The organism is Haloarcula pellucida, from assembly GCF_014647235.1.
Taxonomy (GTDB): domain Archaea; phylum Halobacteriota; class Halobacteria; order Halobacteriales; family Haloarculaceae; genus Haloarcula; species Haloarcula pellucida.
In genome coordinates this window covers 387792-404963 of record NZ_BMOU01000003.1, presented here as the reverse complement: position 1 = coordinate 404963, position 17172 = coordinate 387792, and the positions used below count along the sequence as shown (strand labels likewise).

The following is a 17172-nucleotide window of genomic DNA, read 5'->3' as shown; positions in this document are numbered from 1 at the left end:
CGAAGACGAGCCCCCGTGAATCAGGTACAGATCGGGAGGGGCGGGTGAGCGCCGCGATATCCATCGAGAACTCCGCGTCCTCGTTTTCGGAAGAATACATCTCGCCAGAGGTGGGGTCGATTCGACTGTGGCAGTCGGGTAGACGAAACGAAAACGTTCGGGTTTCGGAGCAGGCCCTGTATCGAGGTGCCACTCCTACATCGGCAATCGTCGTTTTTCTTCGATACTGAGACGGATCTGGTACTCGAGCGTTTCCCAGTCGTCATCCCTCGAGTACCGTGAGGCTCGTCCATCGAACTTCTCCACGATGTAGTGTGTCCCTGTGCTTGGGAGGTCGTCGCCGCGAAGTTCGTATCGTCTGCTGACACTCTCGCCGGGATCGAGCGGCCGGGTTATCGGCTCCCCATCCAACGACATCGACGACCCGCCACGGTCGACTTCTACGCGGTCGGTTGTTTCGTATGATGGAGAGAACAGGGTCGTCTTCCACGTGTCTTCGCCGGGCGTCGGCGACAGGGCGAGTGCGAGGACGCCGAAGGGCCAGACGCCGTAGCTACGGATTCGAATCGGGTCGTCGGCCGTGTTCTCCAGTGTGAGCGTGAGTGCGGCCGGCTGTTCGATCGTCGCGTCAGCGACTGCGAGGCGTACTGACAGCGAGAGCGGGTCCAGAGACGTCTCCGTCGCCGTGTTGGAGATTCGATATTCAGTATCACCGACACACCCGGAGAGACCAGCGATGGACAGCGTACTCGCCGTCAAGAACGTTCGGCGCTTCATCGCCGCTCGCCCTCGTCGTCGATACGAGCGTCGGTGAGTTCGACGAACACGTCTTCCATCGTCGCGTCGTCGGGTGACGCAGTCCGATTTCGGAGTTCGTCGAGCGTTCCCTCGGCAACCAACTGCCCCTCGTGGAGGACACCGATCCGGTCACAGACCAGTTCGACCTGCCCGAGAACGTGACTGGAGAAGAACACCGTTGCACCACGCTGGTTCTCCTCGTGGACGATTTCCCGTACCCGTCGGACGCCGTGTGGATCGAGGCCGCTGAACGGTTCGTCCAGGACGAGCAGTTCGGGGTCGCCGACGAGTGCCATCGCGAGCGCCAACCGTTGCTCCATTCCACGTGAGAAGTCACCCGCATCGTCGTCGACGGCATCTCCGAGTCCAACGCGTTCGAGGAGTACTGCCGGATCGTCGTCGTCGCGTTTCGTCTCTGCGACGAACGCGACGTGCTGACGTGCGGATCGCCCCTCGTAGAGGCCAAATCGATCCGGAAGCACCCCGACTCGGTCGTGAACCTCGACGATGTCACGTCGTGGATCGCGACCGAGGACGCGGACCGTTCCTGAAGTCGGTCGCAGGTAATCGAGCAACAGTCCGATCGTCGTCGATTTGCCAGCGCCGTTCGGGCCGAGAAACCCGTACGTTTCGCCGCGCTCGACTGTCAGATCGAGGTTATCGACGGCGTGGACGTCGTCGTACTCCTTGGTCACCGCGTTGGCTTCGATTGCGGGCTCTGACGAGCTCATAATGCGTCACCTCTGTTGAAGACACGGCGAGCGAGAGCTACCGGCACCACCACCCAGACGAGTAGGACGACCAGGCTCAGTGCGGGGTGGAGGTACCATGGACCGCCGCCGTCGAATGCTGCCTCGACGACGAAAGCGTTCACAGAGACACCTGGAGCGAGTTTGGTGTAGACGATGTGAAACAGCTCTGTCGAGTTGCCGACGTCGAGAAACCAGTTCGTTAGGACGTTGTACGCGCCATCGGGGGTCAATCTAAGCGCGAGAAAGAGCGGCCCACTCGCCGGCGCATCGTATGGGTTGACCGGAATGCCGGTGACGGCAGTATAGAGCGACGTGACGATCCGACTCCAGAACAGCGTCACGAAGAAGTACGCGAATACCCCTGTCGCGGCAGTCACGGTTCGTCGAGTGACCGTCGAGACGAACACGCCGACAGCGACCATCGCGCTGGCAAGTAACAGCGTCGCGACGAGCGTCCCGAGGAAGGGAAGCAGACCGAACGTGCCGTGTTCGAGTAGGCCGATGCCGGCGAGAACGAGCGTTGCCGCGACGATCGCCGTCCCGACGCCCACGAACCGCCCAGTCGTCTTCCCGAAGAGGACCTGCGTCCGCGTCAGTGGCAACCCGAGGAGGAACTTGATACTGCCAGTGGTTCGCTCACCGATGAGTGACTGATACGACAGGAGGAGGGCACCGATCGGGAGGAACAGGTCGACGCCGATCTGGATGTATCCGATGGTGATATTTCGTCCGACCGCGTCCCACCCGGCGTAGGTCGGTCGGAACCCCCAAAGGACGACGAGGAGAGCGAGTATCCACGCTCCCTTTGAGGTGAGCACTGTCCGGTATTCGCTGCGTGCAAGCGGGGACCACCGCATGGCAGAACAGACAAATAGCCGTCACAAAAGCCTACCTCTTGTACGCGGTGTCCGCTCTCCCGTCTTGCGTTCTATCTGAATGAAACTCGACCCTCTGCCATCAACCGACATCGTCGCCACGGTTAAACAACTGTCACGGACGGTCGGGGTTCCTCAAATGATAGAGCGGTTCGATGTCTTCGTCCGGTTGCTCCCGAGCGGTCACTTCGCTCAACAGTCGTTTGAACTGCTGATTGAGGTCGTGCGTAGATGCCTCGAACGCTTCTGCGGGCGGGATCCATAGCTGTGAGTTAGTCTGCGCCCGTCGCGGCCGTGTCGCGTGTCTGGCTCCGGCTCCGCCAGTAGCCCTGGAGGTACGCGCCGACGAACATGCCGGCGAGCGCCCAGAGGATGGTGACGTTGCCGACGCCGAGGCTGGCGTAGGCCGCGCCCGGGCAGATGCCCGAGAGCCCCCAGCCGACGCCGAAGACGGCGCCGCCGACGAGGACGTTCCGGTCGAACGGCTTCAGGCGCCGTTCGTACCGGTCGCCGGTCAGCGGTGCGGTGTCTCGAATCCTGGGCATCACCGCGAAGGCGATGCCGGAGACGATGGCCGCGCCGAACATGACGAACAGCAGGCCGAAATCCTCGAACTGGAGGAAGTTCAGCACGACCTCCGGACGCGCCATGTGGCTGAAGCCGAGCCCGAACCCGAAGATCAGGCCGCCGACGAAGATCAGCGGCTTGAACAGCGGGTGTCGATTGCTCATGGGCTCACCCCCAGCGCAGCGACGACCTGCGCGGTGCCGATAGCCACGGTCAGGAACGTCGCCACGCCGACGATGGACGTCTTCGACGCCGAACCGACGCCACAGACGCCGTGGCCGGACGTACAGCCCTTCCCGATTCGGGTCCCGATCCCGACGAGAATGCCACCGAAGAACAGCCGCCACGGCTGGACGTCAGTCGTCCAGAGCGTCACGCCGGCGATCTCATACAGTTGGCCGGTCGTTCCGGGCTCGTAGAGCGACGTCGTGATGACGCCGGATTGGACCGTCGCCGCGAACGCTGCCGCACCGAGGACGATGCCGAGCGTGAACACGACGCGCCAGTCACGTGAGCTGACGTACTGCTGGAACCGCGACTGGTCTGAAACGTACGACAGCGTCGACTCGAGGAACGTGCTCGCGCCCGCCGGGATGCCCGTTCCGACGTAGATCACGACTGCACCGAGCCCGACCAGCAGGCCGCCGATAGCGTAGCGACTGATCCCGTTGGGGAACAGCTCGGCGGCCAGCTGTAGGACGAGTAGCTCAGTCTCCATCGGCGATGTCAGTCACCCGCGAGCGAGTCCTGGCTCGCGGCGCAGTTGTTCGGCCCGAGTTCGAGGGTGAACGCCTCGTCGTCGTCGACGGCGTTCTGCCCGAGGTTCGTCGCGATGATGTCCTCGTAGTTGGCTGGCCGCGGCGGCATGTCCGAGAGGATCAGGTCGACGAACGCCTGTTCGTCCATCGTGAGCGCGTCCATCTCCTCGACGAGCCGGCCGATGGGTGCCGTGTAGGTGCCGTCGGCGGCGGGCTCGGCGGCGTCGCTGAAGTGGGCACCTCCGATCAGCGTGTCGTCGGGCAGCGTCAGCACACGCTCCTGCAGGGACTCGTAGAGCATGCGCGCGGCATCCGGCGCACCGTCGTCGCCCTCTTCGAGGTCGGGGCGGGCGACGCTCTCGACGAACAGCCCGTCGCCGGTCGCCAGCAGGCTGTCGCCGATGAGGTACGACGTCATACCCGTGGTGTGACCGGGCGTGTAGACGGTCTCGACGGTAACGTCGCCGACCTGGAACGTGTCGCCGTCTTCTGCGGACGCCAGTTCGTCGGCGTAGGTGACGCCGCGGTCGACCGCGGCCTCGGGGATGACACCCTCGACGCCCTCGTCGTCGAGGTCGCGCACGCCCGAGATGTGGTCGGCGTGGATGTGGGTGTCTAGCGCGTATTTCAGGTCGACGCCGAGGTCCTCGGCGTCCTCGAGGTAGCGGTCGGTGAAGGCACGCAGCGGGTCGATGACCGCGGCTTCCCCGTCGTCGTAGACGAGGTAGCCGAGACAGCCCGAGGACGGTCGCTGATACTGGAGGAGCGTGCCGGCGCCGTCGTAGTCAGTTACTTCGACGGTCTCGTAGATGCTCGCCCAGCCGTTCATGCCGTCTTCGAGGTGGTCGACGTCGTAGCCGCGCTCTGCGAGCGTGCCCGCGACGTACTCGCTGGCACCGCCTTTCGCACACAGGACGGTCACTTCGCGGTCGTCGGGGATGCGATCGAGGACGTCCTCGCCGATGTCGTCGTCGAGGAACTCGAAGTACGGGACGTTGATCGAGGTGACGGTCTCGCCGTCGATACGCCACTCCTCGTAGTCGGACTGCATGCGCGCGTCGAGGAGCACGATCTCCTCGCCCGCGTCGATGCGGTCTTTCAACCGTTCGGGAGCGATCGTTTCGACTTCGACATCTGGTGTCGGGAAGTCTTCAGCGTTCATATCGTACACTCCCTCCTACCGGACTGATGTACAAAAGGGTTTGCATAGAAAATCACAATACACACAATATTCTGCGGCCGAGAGACACTGAATATGATGCTCACCCACCGGAAACGGTCTGAAGCGCGCTTTATGGGTGGTGGCGGAGAGCCAAGTGTTCGTAGTATATACAAGAACCAACATTCTTTTAACCACTCGGATGGTATTGTGTGATAGCTCCAATACAGATGGACGGAGCGATCAAAACTATGAGTGCAGAATTCGATATCACGGAGACGCTCGACGTGAAAGGTGCATCGTGCCCAATGCCGGTAGTCAAGACCAAGGCCGCCGTTGACGATCTCGATGCGGGTGCAGTTCTGGAAGTGCTCGCGACGGACTCCGGTAGCATGAGTGACATCGACGGTTGGGCTGCTGGTACCAGCGGCGTCGAACTGCTCGAACAAGCGGAGGGTGACGGCGTCTACAAGCACTACGTCCGCGTGACGGAGTGATTCGACACCGATGAGTACCGACACACAGGACGCAGCCGTCGACGACGCGCCGTCACGCGCGGAGTTGGCTACGCGCGTCGAGCAACTAGAGGAACAGCTAGCCGAGGCACGGACCGAGAGCGAGGACGACACACAGAAGATGTCGATCATCGCGACGAAGGGGACGCTGGATATGGCGTATCCCCCACTCATCCTCGCGAGTACGGCCGCAGCCTTCGGCTACGAGGTGACCGTCTTCCACACGTTCTGGGGACTGGACATTCTCCACGAAGAGCGGTCGAAGCACCTCAAACTGAGTTCGGTCGGCAACCCCAACATGCCCATCCCGAATGCACTGGCCGCTCTTCCCGGGATGGACCGGATGACGACGAAGATGATGGCGAAGCGAATCGACGACAACGACACGGCGACCATCGAGGAACTCATCGAGACGAGCCTCGACATGGGAGTCGAGTTCCAGGCCTGTCAGATGACCATCGAACTGATGGACTACGACGAGGACGACTTCTACGACGGCGTCACTACCGGCGTCGGTGCGGCGACCGCGATACAGGACATGGCTGAAGCCGATATTCAACTCCTCGTCTGACCCGATGACCACGAGAGCGCCCACGAACTGAACACAACCCATAAGACCTTCCAAGAGAATTGTATAGTATGCCCTATACCATAGACAAGGCCGTGGCCGGCGAGTTCGACGACGTCGTCGACCAGACGACTGCGGCCCTCGAAGACGAAGGATTCGGCGTCTTGTGCGATATCGACGTTCGAGCGACGTTCGCGGAGAAACTCGATCTGGACGACCAGTTCCGGCGCTATCGCATTCTCGGTGCCTGCAACCCCTCGCTGGCGCACGAGGGACTCGAGACGGAACTGCGTCTCGGCGCGCTCTTGCCGTGTAACGTCATCGTCTACGAGGAGGACGACGGAACGGTCGGCGTCAGCGCCGTCGACCCGCACGTGCTCCTCGGCGCCGTCGAGGGGGCGGCCCTCGACGCGGTTGCGGACGAGGTTCGTGCACGCTTCGAGCGGGTTCTAGATGCCCTTCCGGCGGCCGATGACGAATAGCGCTACAGGGAACCAAGGATGACTGCATCTTCGACTGACGAGACAGACGGTGAGCAAGCCGCGGCGGCGTCACCACACGTCGGTGCCGGGATGCTCGACGAGGATATGGGGCCGAGTTCTGCGATGGCCCACCTCTATCGTGGCGAAATCCATCGGATGAAACTCTGGCGTGAACGCCTCGACCGCACCACTAACTGGGCGGTCATCGTCATCGCGGCGCTCATCACGTGGGCGTTCTCCAGTCCCGACAACCCCCACTACATCATCCTCGTGGGTATCGCGACGCTCACGGTCTTCCTCGTCATCGAGTCACGCCGCTACCGTGGGTACGATATCTGGCGGACGCGGGTTCGAACGATTCAGGAAAACGTCTGGGCGTATGGCCTCGATCCCGCGAGCGGCGTCGAAGACGAAGACTGGCGTGCGTCTCTCGGCGAAGACTACCGGACGCCAACCCTGAAGATAACGGCGGAAGAGGCCATAGCGCACCGACTGCGGCGTGTGTACCTCCCGCTGTTCGCCGTCCTGCTGGTCGCCTGGCTGATTCGGATCACGGCCTTCTCGACCGAGTCGTGGATCTCGTCTGCGGCTATCGGGATGATCCCGGGCAGCGCTATCATCGGTGTCGTCGCGGTGTTCTATGGCACCGCACTCGTCGTGGCGTGTCGCCCCCGCACGTGGCACGCGAAGGGGGAACTCCGGGCAGAGGAGCTACGGAAGAAACGGAAGTAATCGACGCCGCCGCCGACGCCTATCGCTTCTTCGAGGGTCTAGACGAGGCCGTCGGAGATCTCTCTCCGAGGAGTAACCGAAATCTGTAGCACCGACCGCGAAACCGGCGAGACCGGTTGTCACTCGGTCTGGGACCGGCCGATCGACCGCGCTATCGCAAGCAGATAGCCGAGGCCGCGCTGGACGTCCGGATCACGTGACGCTTTGAGCAGTCCGACGGGACCGACCCGCTCGGGCGTCTCCCGCTCGGCCGCACTGACACTTTCCAACATGGTCTCGATACCGTTTCGTGCGTCGTCCTCCCCAGCGGTCTGGGCGACTTCGCCGAGGGCGGACCCAGTCCCAGCCAGCGACCGGACCATCTCGTCGTCGAGTGCCGCCGTCACTAGTGACACCACTTCGGCCATCTCGACTACCGTCTCCAGCGTTCCGCTCTGCTGTAGGACGACGAGCGACTCTATCGCCGCCCGGAGTTCCCCACCGTTTTCCCCGATCGTCTCGGCCAGTGCAACGGTCTCGTCGGTGGCGAGTCCGTCGGCCGATTCGGCAAGCGTAGAGCCCGTGTCAGCGAGTTCCCGAACCATCTCGTCGCTGAGGGCGCTCTCACCGAGAGCGAGTACGTCCAGTCGTTCGTTGACTGCGTCGAGTCGTCGGACGAGGTCCGCGACCGCTTCGGGGTTCTCCTCGATGGCCGCCTCGAGTTCCGGCTGCCCCGATGGAATCTCCTCGGACATGGTCAGAGGAGCCCCCGCGCGGTGAGCCAGTAGGACTCGTTGTACGCCAGTTTCGACCAGTGGAGTTTCTCGGACGGCGGTGCCGGCGACGGCGGACTCTCGTAGTCGAACTCGACGAACGACGCCGCGTCCATCCCCGTCTCGATGAAACACAGCGTCTTCCCGTCGTACGTGGCCGTCGCCGGGCGTCCCCGGATCTCGCTTGCGATCCGCTGGCCGACGACGCCGGCCTGGTAGTGGGCGACGCTTCCGGCGTTCGGGACGCCGGTGTCGGCCGTGTCTCCGAGTGCGTAGACGTTTTCGGCGGCCTCGGCTTCGAGCGTGTGCTTGTCGACGTCGACCCAACCGTCGTCGCCGAGTCCTGCCTTCTCGATCAGGTCGATACCACGATGGGGCGGAATGGACACGAGCAGATCGTAGTCGAGGTCGACCCCCTCCATCGACGTGATCGTCCCGTCCGGATCGACCGACTCGGCGTTGAAGAACGTCTCAACCGAGATGTCGCGTTCGTCCATCAGCGGACGGGCCCACTCGGCGATGTGGGGGTTGCCGTGGACGCGCTGGATGGGATACGTGTACGTGATGTCGACCTCGTCCCGGAGCCCGCGCTCGCGGAACCAGTCGTCGGCCATGAACACGAACTCAAGCGGTGCCGCCGGGCACATGTGTGGCGTCCCGACGACGCTCAGGACGAGGTCGCCCTCGGTGAACGACAGCAGTTCCTCCCGGAGCGCTTTGGCCCCCGACTCGCTGTAATAGTCGTACCCGCCCGCTTCGAGGCCGGGAACCGTTTCGGGTGCGAGCGTCGATCCGGTCGCGAGTACGAGGTAGTCGTAGTCGACCGGAACCGCGGCGTCGCGGTAGCGGAGGCGCTCGGCGTCGGTGTCGATTTCCGTGACGCGATCGATCCGGACCTCGATCCGGTCGTCGACGAGTTCCCGCAGTCGCCGGCGTCCGTCTTCGGGCTCACGCTGGCCGAAGGGGACGTACAGCCACACCGGCTTGTACACGTGGTCCGGGTCGTCGTTCACCAACGTTACCTCGACGTCGCCCGCGTCGATCGCCGCGCCGAGTCGGTCCGCGAGGTCGTTTGCGAGGACAGTGCCGCCGGTGCCGCCGCCGACGATGACGATGCGCTCGGTCATGCCTTCTCCACGTAGAACTCGTAGTGGTCGTCGCGCTCCTCGGTCGCGAGCAGTTCGTACCCGGCCTCGTCGGTCCACTCGGGCACGTCCGTCAGCGACTGTTCGGTGTCGCTCAGCAGGCACACGACGGCACCTGACTCGGCGCTCCGTATCGCACCGATCAGGTCCATCAGCGGTCCCGGGCACGCTGCCCCGCGCGCGTCGACGGTCTCAGCGGGCTCGATGTCTATCTCAGTCATCGTCACACGTATACCGCCGAGCCGGGTCGCATTAATATTGTATGTGTGTTCCAATACTATGAGAAAAGCGCTCGGGTTTATCCCGGTGGTGGGTCTTCGAACCACGTACCGCACATTTCACGACAGGAGCGCCACGGCAGCCTACCGTTCGAAGGGGGAACCGGTCGGAGAGCAACGCGTGGTGTTCCACGAGTGAGACTCTCCGCCCCGCTCGTGACGGTGTCGTCGGTTTCGGAAGGCGACGACCGTCGGGGGACACGGGGCTCACCGCTGACGGTCGTCGCCGAAGACGATAGTAGCCATTGAAAGTCAATGCACACCCGACCGCACGACGGCGGTGCGGTCGGTGTGTGAATCGTTTCAATTGTCACTATAGAACGATACTGTCGGTCTGTGCGCCTCCGAGCAGGAGTTCTCCGTCAGACGCGAGACACTAGCTGTAGGCAGCCGTTAGCTGTACGCTTCGACGAGCGCGCGGAGCTGTGATTTCTGTTGCATCCCCACGAGGCGTTCGACGGGCTCTCCGTCGACGAACAGCAGGAGCGTCGGAACGCCCTGGACGCCGAACTCCGATGCGAGCGCCTGATTCGCGTCGACGTCTACTTTTGTGACTGTCGCCCGGGTGTCTGCGGCGATGGATTCGACCACCGGTTCGAGCATTTGACACGGCCCGCACCAGTCCGCGTAGAAGTCGACCAACACGACGTCGTGCGAATCGACGGCCGCCGAGAACTCGGCCCGGCTATCCACCGCCACCGGTTCGGACGGTGACTCCTGTGTCTCGGTTTCGACGCGTTCACGGATCTGCTCGCGCTTTCGCTCACGGATCGCTTCGAGGGTATCGTCCTCGCTCATCGGTCGACGGTACGGCGTCCTGATACGTAGTTGCTTTGTCTCTCAAGCACAATACTACCGCCGCCTTTCGGAGTACTCTGACGACTGCAGTGACGCTGTCGCCGCTCGTGTGGTACATCGCGGGCTGGTGGAGTGATTCGAGCGATACGAGGCACGGCGATGGGACTCCCTGAGCGGACTGTTCGTGCCGTCATCCGACGAACCGCGCCCAGACGACGATGACGCTCGGCGTGACGACCATCGCGGTGAGGTACGAGTAGAGAATCGACAAGGCCGTGAGAACGCCGAACTGGCCGAGTATCGGCGTGATTGCCAGCACGAGGACGCCGATACCGCTCACGGTCGTTATCATGCTTCCGGTGAGCGCACCGCCAGTGCCGGTGACGGTGGCCGTCAGCGCCGGGAAGACGGCGGTCATCGGCGTCTCGGTCCCGGCTTCACCGTCTGCACGGTCGAGACGGAGTTCGTATTCGTCGGCGAACCGGTGGACGAAGTGCGCGGAGTAGTCGATACCGAGGCCGAGCGAGATAGAGAGTATCGTCGCGGTGAGTGCGTTGAACGGGAGGTCGAAGTACCGCATCGACCCGGCGAGCAGGGCAATGGTCACGAGGATGGGGACGAGGTTGACAAGCCCGAGCGAGACCCGGTCGACGAGAACGTGATAGATAAAGAGGAGAAAGAGCGCGGTCAGGACCAACGCGATGAGGAGGCTCTGGACCGCCGAGGCGAGTATCGCGTCCGCCACGTCCTGAAAGACGACGGCTGCGCCGGTAGCGGTGGCGTCGAATCGGTAGCGGTCCGCGACGGTGCGCGCGTCGCGGGTGATCGCCCCCTGTTCGGCGTCTCCTTTCGTCGTGTAGACGACTCGGGTACTGCGAAGGTCCTCGGTGATGAACTGGAGCGCGCGGTCGCGGGCCGACGACGAGAGGAGGGCGTCGTATATCGCTTCGAGGTTGTCGTCGGGGATGCCGTCGTCGTCCACGTCGCTCCGGTCGACGAGGCGAGCGAACGAAGGCGAGTCGTTCGTGTGGGACCGGACGACCCCAATGATACTCTGCGAGTCCGCCTCGCGGTCCGACGCGACGAACGTCTCGGGTGGGTGCTGGCTCGCTCGCTGGATGGACTCTAGCGCGTCGTCCTGTCGCATCGGCCCCTGTACGTAGACGACGACGGTGTCGCCCTGTGCGGCCTCGAAGTTCGCTTCGAGGAAGTTCGTCCGCTCCGTGACGGTGTACTCGCCCGGTCGGAAGGGTTCGGGCAACTCTTCGAGGTAGTCGGGGTTGTCCTCGGGCGGGAGGAAGTCGTCCTGTGAGAACGCCGTGTCGACGCCGGTGCCGTAGTACCCCGCCCCCACGGATCCGAGGAGGACGAGGACGACGAACGCGGTCGGTGCCCGTCGGGCGATGGCGACGCCGACCGGCAGGACGCGACCGAGGGGCGTCCCCTCGCTGCCGAGCGGCCGCTGGAACGGCATCGGGATTCCCAGTGAGTCGAACAGTTCGTCGACGGTGACCTTCGCCGCCGGGAGGAAGATGCCGAAGATGAGGAACGTAAAGACGATGCCGAAGGCGGCGACGATGCCGAACTCCCGAATCGGGCCGAGGTCACTGACCGTGTTGGCGCTGAAGCCGATGACCGTCGTCCCGGTGACGATGAAAAACGCGACGAGCAACTGTCTGTTTGCCAGCGCCATCGACTGCCGGATGTCGGCCCCCGTCGCTCGTTCCTCGCGGTACCGATTGATCGCGTGGAGGCCGAAGTCGATACCGACCGCGAGCAACAGCGGCGGCACTGCGATGAGCAGTTGCGTGAACGGGATGCCGACCAGTCCGAGAAAGCCCATCGTCCAGACGACGGTCATGACCAGCGAGAGCAGTCCCAACACGAGGTCGACCGGATTCCGGTACGCGTACACGAGGAAGACGAAGATGAGCGTCACCGCCGCGGGCACGACGATGAACAGCGAGTCGAAGATGATGGCCGAGAACTCCCGAGCGACGAGTCCCGACCCGAACACGACGATGTCGCCGTCCGTGGCCGCGACGACGCGCTGTGCCCTGAGCTGAATCGAGGTGAGCGGGCTGTCGGTCCCCATCCCAGCCGTCTCGTCGACGCCGCCGGGGATGCGGTGCTGGACGACGGCGATGGTCGCCGACGCTGCGGCCGATTCGGGGTTGAAGTCGTCGCTCAGTTGCGTTCGGAAGCCCGGCCGGTCGGCGGCGGCCCGGACCGCACGGTCGATTTCACCCGGCGAGGCGGACTCTATCGCCCGAATCTGGGCGTCGAGCGTCGTCGCCGACGGATCGAGCGTGCGGGCGACCGTGCTCGCGGCGCTGCTCGTCGATTCGACCCGCAGTTCCTCGCGGGAGTCGAGGCGTTCGAGGACCCGGAGCATCCGCAGCAGTTCGGGTTTCGAGAGGACGTTTCGCCCCCGGTGAATCAACTGCGTACTGCCTCCCTCGGCGTCGAACGTCGGCCCGAAATCCTCGTTCACCCGGTCGAGCGCGGTCTGAGCGGGGCTTTCCTGCGTGAACTGCTCGGTCCCAGCCTCGGTCGAGATGGTCGCTAGTCCGGGGGCAAACAGCGCCGTGACGAGGAGGAAGGCCACGACGACGCCGGTGGGCCGCCTGACGATCAGGTCGTTGACCCGGCCGAGGATGCGGTCCTGTAGCGCCACGGGTCACCCCGCGGGCGTGTCGGACTCGTCGTCGGCCGATTCGGTCACCGCTTCGTCGTCGGGCCCCGCCACACGTCTGCGGCGACGGTAGCGGACCACCGCGGCGGCAATCACGAGCAAGAGCGCGAGGAGGGCGAGCAACAGGAGCCACGGAATCCCGTCACCGGCCGGTTCCTGCACCGTGACGGGGACGCGGTACGTGTCCGAGAGTTTCGTCTCCTCGTCCGGTTCCTGATACTGGAAGTCGATGGACAGCGGGTAGTCTTTCGGGGTCGCGCCCCCGGCCGCACTCATCGCGAACGCGAGTCTGACGGTCTCGTTCGGGTCGATGCGCCCGACGAATGCCTGATCGTCGTCGGTACTCAGCGGGTCGTTGACGAACACTTTGGCGTCCACGTCGGTGAGCGGCACGTCGACGTTGTTCGTGACCACGAGCGTGATGACGTCGCTCTCCCCGACGTCGACCGACGTGTTCGCCGCGCGAACCACGAACACCGGTCGCCGACCGTCGACGGCGACGAATCCGGGGAGCGAATCGCTCTGTCGTGCCTCGTCTTCGGCGTTCGTATACTCCACGACGAAGGAGACGCGTCGGTCGCCGGGTTCGGTCTCGTCAAGCACCTCGACGGGGAACGAGACGGTGGCTGTCTCGCCCGCCCGGAACCGGCCGATAGCGGACTCGTTTTCCTGTACCTTCAGGTTCTCGCTCCCGACCGAGAGGGTAACGAACGCGTCGCTGACGGCCAGCGGTCCGCGGTTGCGTATGCTGGCCCGGACGGTTCCCTCAGCGCCCACTCTGAGGGGCCCGGACACGTTCACGACCGTGAACGACTGCTCCGGCGTGGTCGTCACCCCGAGGAGCCTCGTCTCCGCGGGTTGACTGTCCCCGGTCCTGTCCTCGTAGTCGACGCGGAGGCGAAGCGGAAATCGCTGGCTGCCCGCGTCCTCGGGCGCGGCGACGCGGAAGGAGACGGTCCGTCGCTCGCCGGGTCGCAACTCGTCGACGAACCGCGACGCGTTCGCCGCGTCCCCGACGTCCAGTTCGCCGCTCTGTGAGCGCAACGAGACGAGCACCTGCCGCACCCGCGTGGTACCCGCGTTTTCGAGCGTCAGCGTGACGTTGCCGTCGTCACCGGCCTGTACGGACTCCCGCAGCGCGACGACTCGGAACGTCTCCCGCTCTCTGTCGACCGAGAGGCGCGACGAGAGGCGCTTGCTCTCGCGGCGGTCCCCGTCGGCGTTGGTGTAGCGAACGACGAACTGGACCTGTCTCGGGATAGCCTCGGCGTCCGACGGGATGCGGACCGGGAGTCGGAACTCGGCGGCCTCGTCGGCCGACAGGTTGCCGACGGCGTACTCGGTCTCCTGTGGCACCAGCGACTCCGTCGTCGACGTGACCTCGACGACCACGTCCTCGACGTCGCGGGGGCCGTCGTTGACGACACGTCCCGTGAGGTCTCGCTCGGCACCGACCTCGAGGTCGCCGGTGACGTCTCGGACAGCGAACGCCTGTTCGGGCGCCGGTGTGAGCGCCAGAGCGATGGGGTCCGACCGCTGTCGGTCGCCGTCTTCGTCCTCGTAGGCGACGCGCACGTCGAACGGGTACTCCTGCGGGGCCGCGTCGGTGGGTGCGGAGACCTGAAACCGGACTGTCCGTCGCTCGCCGGCGTCCCACCGGCCGACGGCGCGACTCCCGTTCCGCCCGCCCGCTGCACCCACCGTCAGGTCCCCGCTGACCGACTCTAACTGAACCACGGCGTTCGTGATGTCCTCTGTGCCGACGTTGCGCATCCTGAGCGCGACCGTCCCGTCCTCGCCGACCTGCACGTCTGTGTCGACGTCGAGAATCTGGAACTGCCCCGCCTCGGCGACGACGTCGTACCGTGCCGGGAGGCGCTTACTCTCGACGACGTCGCCGTCCTGATTGCGGTACTCGACCACGAACTCGAACTGCTTGCGGCCCGGCCGCGCGCTGTCGAGGACGCGGATCGGGAACTGGAAGAACGCCCGGTCGCCGCTGTCGAAGTTCCCGAGGACGTACTCCGATTCGAGCGCGACGATGTCCTCGTTCGGCGTGATGACCCGGAGGACAGCCGAGTTAGCGCCCTGCGGGCCGTCGTTTTCCACGACGCCCTTGATGCTCCCGTCGCGCCCGACGCGGAGGTTCGCCGCTCGCGCGTCGACGTCGAACCGCTGTTCGGCCTCCGGTGTGACCCCGAACTGTACGTCGTCGGCGACCTCCGTATCGCCGTCTTCGTCGGTGTATCTCGTCGTGACCAGCACTGGATACTCGTCCGTCGCGGCGTCCGCGCCGAACCGCGCCGTCAGGTCGAAGGTCCGCTCCTCGCCGGCGTCCCACTCGGGGACGAACCGCGACGTGTTCGACGCGTTCCCGAATCTGAACGCGCGGTCCGTAGCGGTGAACGTCACTCGGGCGTCCGTCAGGTCCTCCTCGCCGTCGTTGACCAGCGTCACCGCCACCGTCCCTCTGTCACCGACCTGTGCGTTCGAGTCGACGTCGACGACTTCGACGACGTCGACTTCCTCGCGAATCGAGGCCGTCGCGAACAGCGGGTCGCTCGTCCGTCGCTCGCCCTCCGCGTTCGTATAGCGCACGGCGAACTCGAACTGCCGCTCGGTCGGTTCGACGGTGTCCGCGATGCGGAACGGGAACTCGAAGTCGACCGATTCGCCGTCTTCGAAGTCGCCCAGCGGGACCTGCGTCTTCAGCGGGGTCACGCCGTCCTCGGGCGACCGGACGACCAACACTGCGTCCTCGACGTCTCTCGGCCCGTCGTTCTCGACGGTCCCCTCGAGCGTTCCGTCGTCTCCGACCCTGAGGTCGCCCTCGACGTCGTCGACCTCGAACGACTGCTCGTCGTCGGGTTCGACGCCGAACTGCACGTCGTCGGCGACTCGCTCGTCGCCGTCTTCGTCGGTGTATCTGGTCGTGACCGACACGGGGTACTCGTCGGTCACCGTGTCGTTCGCGAACCGCGCCGTCAGGTCGAAGGTCCGCTCCTCGCCGGCGTCCCACTCGGCGACGAACCGCGACGTGTTGCGCGCGGTCCCGAAGCGGAACCCGGGGTCCAGCGACGAGAACGTCACTCTGGCGTCGGTCAACTCGTCGTCACCCTCGTTTTCTAGCGTCACCTCGACCGTCCCCCTCGCTCCGACCTGTGCGTCCGAGTCGACGTCCTCGACGGCGACGACGTCCTGCCGGTCGCGAATCTTGACTCGGGCGAACAGCGGCCCGCTATCCCGTCGGTTGCCGTCCGCCGTCGTGTACAGTACCGTGAACTCGAACTGCCGCTTGGTCGGCTTGGCCGTCCTCGCGACCCGGAACGGTAGCTCGACGGTCTCCGACTCGTCGTCGTCGAACTCGCCGAGTGCGACTTCGGACTTGAGGGCGGTGACGCCCGCCGCCGTCTCGCGGACGACGAGTACGGCGTTCTCGACGTCGCGAGGACCGTCGTTCTCGACGGTGACCTCGATGTCGCCGTCGTCGCCGGCCCGCAGTGATCCGTCCACGTCGTCTATCGAGAACCGCTGTGCCCTTTCGGGCCTGATACCGAAGGACAGCGGGGCCGACCGTGTGGCGTTCCCGCTCGGGTTGGTGTACCGGACGGTCACCGTGAGCGGATACTTCTGGGACCGGGCGGCCGCTGTCGCGGTGACGCCGAACTCGACTCGCTGCTTCTCGCCGTCCTCCCAGTCGCCGACGAACCGGCTTCCGTTGGGACCGGTACCGACCCGAATCTCCGGGTTCGACGACTGCAAGACGACCGTCGCGTCCGTGAGGTCACCGGGACCCTCGTTTTCCAGTTTCACCGACACGGTTCCGTTCTCGCCGACCTGCAGGTCCCTGTCGACGTCGACCAGACGGAACCTCGCTGTCTCGGCCGTCTCGTCGGTGTCGCGGCCGTTACCGCCGTCGTGGTCGTCGTCCCCGTCGTCGTCTCCGTCGTGGTCGTGGTCGTCGTCTCCGTCGTCGTACCCGTCGTCACCGCCGTCCGTTCCGGCCGACACCGATGCGGCGGTAGTCGAGGCGGTCGCCAGTGCCGCTGGGGCCGACACCAGCGAAACGACGAGCGCCAAGACGAGGACGCGCCTCATCGTCCCGAGAACGGACCGCCGAACGCTCTCTGCAGCGCACACGGTCTTTGTCGACGTCGAGATGTGCGTGCCATCGACTGGGATGACCAATCGCGACAGTACACTTTGTATTACGTCCTTTATTTGACCAGACAACCCGTAAGCCGCGCCATCGAACCGTGAGCGACCCGGTAAGACGGAATTACCGGATTTGACAGCGG

Annotated in this window: 16 protein-coding genes; 4 read left to right on the top strand and 12 right to left on the bottom strand. The window is 64.7% G+C overall.

Annotated features, from left to right (window positions below; genetic code table 11):
• Positions 1 to 195 precede the first annotated feature (195 nt).
• From IEY28_RS11595 to IEY28_RS11570, 6 genes are all read right to left on the bottom strand, one after another.
• Positions 196 to 777, bottom strand: a complete 582-nt coding sequence (locus IEY28_RS11595; RefSeq protein WP_188997610.1) for a DUF8130 domain-containing protein — start codon at positions 775 to 777, stop codon at positions 196 to 198.
• The gene (locus IEY28_RS11590) at positions 774 to 1529 is read right to left on the bottom strand and encodes an ABC transporter ATP-binding protein (RefSeq protein WP_188997607.1); all 756 of its coding nucleotides are present in this window, start codon (positions 1527 to 1529) and stop codon (positions 774 to 776) included. The genes IEY28_RS11595 and IEY28_RS11590 overlap by 4 nt, the downstream gene beginning before the upstream one ends.
• Complete coding sequence (locus IEY28_RS11585) at positions 1526 to 2407, bottom strand: ABC transporter permease (protein ID WP_220639446.1); 882 nt, start codon at positions 2405 to 2407, stop codon at positions 1526 to 1528. The genes IEY28_RS11590 and IEY28_RS11585 overlap by 4 nt, the downstream gene beginning before the upstream one ends.
• A 290-nt stretch (positions 2408 to 2697) precedes the next feature.
• Positions 2698 to 3156: a YeeE/YedE family protein gene (locus tag IEY28_RS11580; RefSeq protein ID WP_188997605.1), complete on the bottom strand. Its 459-nt coding sequence runs from the start codon at positions 3154 to 3156 to the stop codon at positions 2698 to 2700.
• On the bottom strand, positions 3153 to 3710 hold the full coding sequence (locus IEY28_RS11575; RefSeq protein ID WP_188997603.1) for a YeeE/YedE family protein: 558 nt from the start codon (positions 3708 to 3710) through the stop codon (positions 3153 to 3155). Before IEY28_RS11575 ends, IEY28_RS11580 begins: the two co-directional genes overlap by 4 nt.
• Before the next feature lie 8 nt (positions 3711 to 3718).
• Positions 3719 to 4912 carry an MBL fold metallo-hydrolase gene (locus IEY28_RS11570; protein WP_188997601.1) on the bottom strand — a complete coding sequence of 398 codons (1194 nt, stop codon included), beginning with the start codon at positions 4910 to 4912 and terminating at the stop codon, positions 3719 to 3721.
• 248 nt (positions 4913 to 5160) lie between these two features.
• On the opposite strand from IEY28_RS11570, the gene IEY28_RS11565 reads away from it, so the two are divergent.
• The 4 genes from IEY28_RS11565 to IEY28_RS11550 all read left to right on the top strand — a co-directional run bounded on the left by IEY28_RS11565 (position 5161) and on the right by IEY28_RS11550 (position 7206).
• On the top strand, positions 5161 to 5406 hold the full coding sequence (locus IEY28_RS11565) for a sulfurtransferase TusA family protein (RefSeq protein WP_188997599.1): 246 nt from the start codon (positions 5161 to 5163) through the stop codon (positions 5404 to 5406).
• A 10-nt stretch (positions 5407 to 5416) separates the two neighbouring features.
• The gene (locus IEY28_RS11560; RefSeq protein WP_188997597.1) at positions 5417 to 5995 is read left to right on the top strand and encodes a DsrE/DsrF/DrsH-like family protein; all 579 of its coding nucleotides are present in this window, start codon (positions 5417 to 5419) and stop codon (positions 5993 to 5995) included.
• A 68-nt stretch (positions 5996 to 6063) separates the two neighbouring features.
• Positions 6064 to 6474: a DUF302 domain-containing protein gene (locus IEY28_RS11555; RefSeq protein ID WP_188997595.1), complete on the top strand. Its 411-nt coding sequence runs from the start codon at positions 6064 to 6066 to the stop codon at positions 6472 to 6474.
• Between the two features lie 18 nt (positions 6475 to 6492).
• Positions 6493 to 7206, top strand: coding sequence for a DUF2270 domain-containing protein (locus IEY28_RS11550; protein WP_188997593.1), 714 nt, complete (start codon positions 6493 to 6495; stop codon positions 7204 to 7206).
• Between the two features lie 119 nt (positions 7207 to 7325).
• Here IEY28_RS11550 and IEY28_RS11545 read toward each other — a convergent pair whose 3' ends face one another.
• The 6 genes from IEY28_RS11545 to IEY28_RS11520 all read right to left on the bottom strand — a co-directional run bounded on the left by IEY28_RS11545 (position 7326) and on the right by IEY28_RS11520 (position 16972).
• A complete protein-coding gene (locus tag IEY28_RS11545) occupies positions 7326 to 7940 on the bottom strand; it encodes a DUF1641 domain-containing protein (RefSeq protein ID WP_188997591.1) in 615 nt (204 codons plus the stop codon).
• A gap of 2 nt (positions 7941 to 7942) precedes the next feature.
• Complete coding sequence (locus tag IEY28_RS11540; protein WP_188997589.1) at positions 7943 to 9085, bottom strand: NAD(P)/FAD-dependent oxidoreductase; 1143 nt, start codon at positions 9083 to 9085, stop codon at positions 7943 to 7945.
• Positions 9082 to 9324, bottom strand: a complete 243-nt coding sequence (locus IEY28_RS11535; RefSeq protein WP_188997587.1) for a sulfurtransferase TusA family protein — start codon at positions 9322 to 9324, stop codon at positions 9082 to 9084. Before IEY28_RS11535 ends, IEY28_RS11540 begins: the two co-directional genes overlap by 4 nt.
• A gap of 450 nt (positions 9325 to 9774) precedes the next feature.
• On the bottom strand, positions 9775 to 10179 hold the full coding sequence (gene trxA / locus IEY28_RS11530) for a thioredoxin (protein WP_188997582.1): 405 nt from the start codon (positions 10177 to 10179) through the stop codon (positions 9775 to 9777).
• A 190-nt stretch (positions 10180 to 10369) separates the two neighbouring features.
• Complete coding sequence (locus IEY28_RS11525) at positions 10370 to 12856, bottom strand: efflux RND transporter permease subunit (RefSeq protein ID WP_188997579.1); 2487 nt, start codon at positions 12854 to 12856, stop codon at positions 10370 to 10372.
• 3 nt (positions 12857 to 12859) lie between these two features.
• Entirely contained in the window at positions 12860 to 16972 is a 4113-nt protein-coding gene (locus IEY28_RS11520) for a COG1361 S-layer family protein (RefSeq protein ID WP_188997576.1), read from the bottom strand.
• Positions 16973 to 17172 lie beyond the last annotated feature (200 nt).

Excerpts from the sequence above, each read along its gene's own strand:
- IEY28_RS11560 (WP_188997597.1), top strand. The coding sequence starts at position 5,417 with ATGAGTACCGACACACAGGACGCAGCCGTCGACGACGCGCCGTCACGC.
- trxA (WP_188997582.1), bottom strand. The coding sequence starts at position 10,179 with ATGAGCGAGGACGATACCCTCGAAGCGATCCGTGAGCGAAAGCGCGAG.
- IEY28_RS11520 (WP_188997576.1), bottom strand. The coding sequence starts at position 16,972 with ATGAGGCGCGTCCTCGTCTTGGCGCTCGTCGTTTCGCTGGTGTCGGCC.
- IEY28_RS11575 (WP_188997603.1), bottom strand. The coding sequence starts at position 3,710 with ATGGAGACTGAGCTACTCGTCCTACAGCTGGCCGCCGAGCTGTTCCCC.
- IEY28_RS11565 (WP_188997599.1), top strand. The coding sequence starts at position 5,161 with ATGAGTGCAGAATTCGATATCACGGAGACGCTCGACGTGAAAGGTGCA.
- IEY28_RS11550 (WP_188997593.1), top strand. The coding sequence starts at position 6,493 with ATGACTGCATCTTCGACTGACGAGACAGACGGTGAGCAAGCCGCGGCG.
- IEY28_RS11595 (WP_188997610.1), bottom strand. The coding sequence starts at position 777 with ATGAAGCGCCGAACGTTCTTGACGGCGAGTACGCTGTCCATCGCTGGT.
- IEY28_RS11545 (WP_188997591.1), bottom strand. The coding sequence starts at position 7,940 with ATGTCCGAGGAGATTCCATCGGGGCAGCCGGAACTCGAGGCGGCCATC.
- IEY28_RS11585 (WP_220639446.1), bottom strand. The coding sequence starts at position 2,407 with ATGCGGTGGTCCCCGCTTGCACGCAGCGAATACCGGACAGTGCTCACC.
- IEY28_RS11580 (WP_188997605.1), bottom strand. The coding sequence starts at position 3,156 with ATGAGCAATCGACACCCGCTGTTCAAGCCGCTGATCTTCGTCGGCGGC.
- IEY28_RS11540 (WP_188997589.1), bottom strand. The coding sequence starts at position 9,085 with ATGACCGAGCGCATCGTCATCGTCGGCGGCGGCACCGGCGGCACTGTC.
- IEY28_RS11555 (WP_188997595.1), top strand. The coding sequence starts at position 6,064 with ATGCCCTATACCATAGACAAGGCCGTGGCCGGCGAGTTCGACGACGTC.
- IEY28_RS11570 (WP_188997601.1), bottom strand. The coding sequence starts at position 4,912 with ATGAACGCTGAAGACTTCCCGACACCAGATGTCGAAGTCGAAACGATC.
- IEY28_RS11590 (WP_188997607.1), bottom strand. The coding sequence starts at position 1,529 with ATGAGCTCGTCAGAGCCCGCAATCGAAGCCAACGCGGTGACCAAGGAG.
- IEY28_RS11535 (WP_188997587.1), bottom strand. The coding sequence starts at position 9,324 with ATGACTGAGATAGACATCGAGCCCGCTGAGACCGTCGACGCGCGCGGG.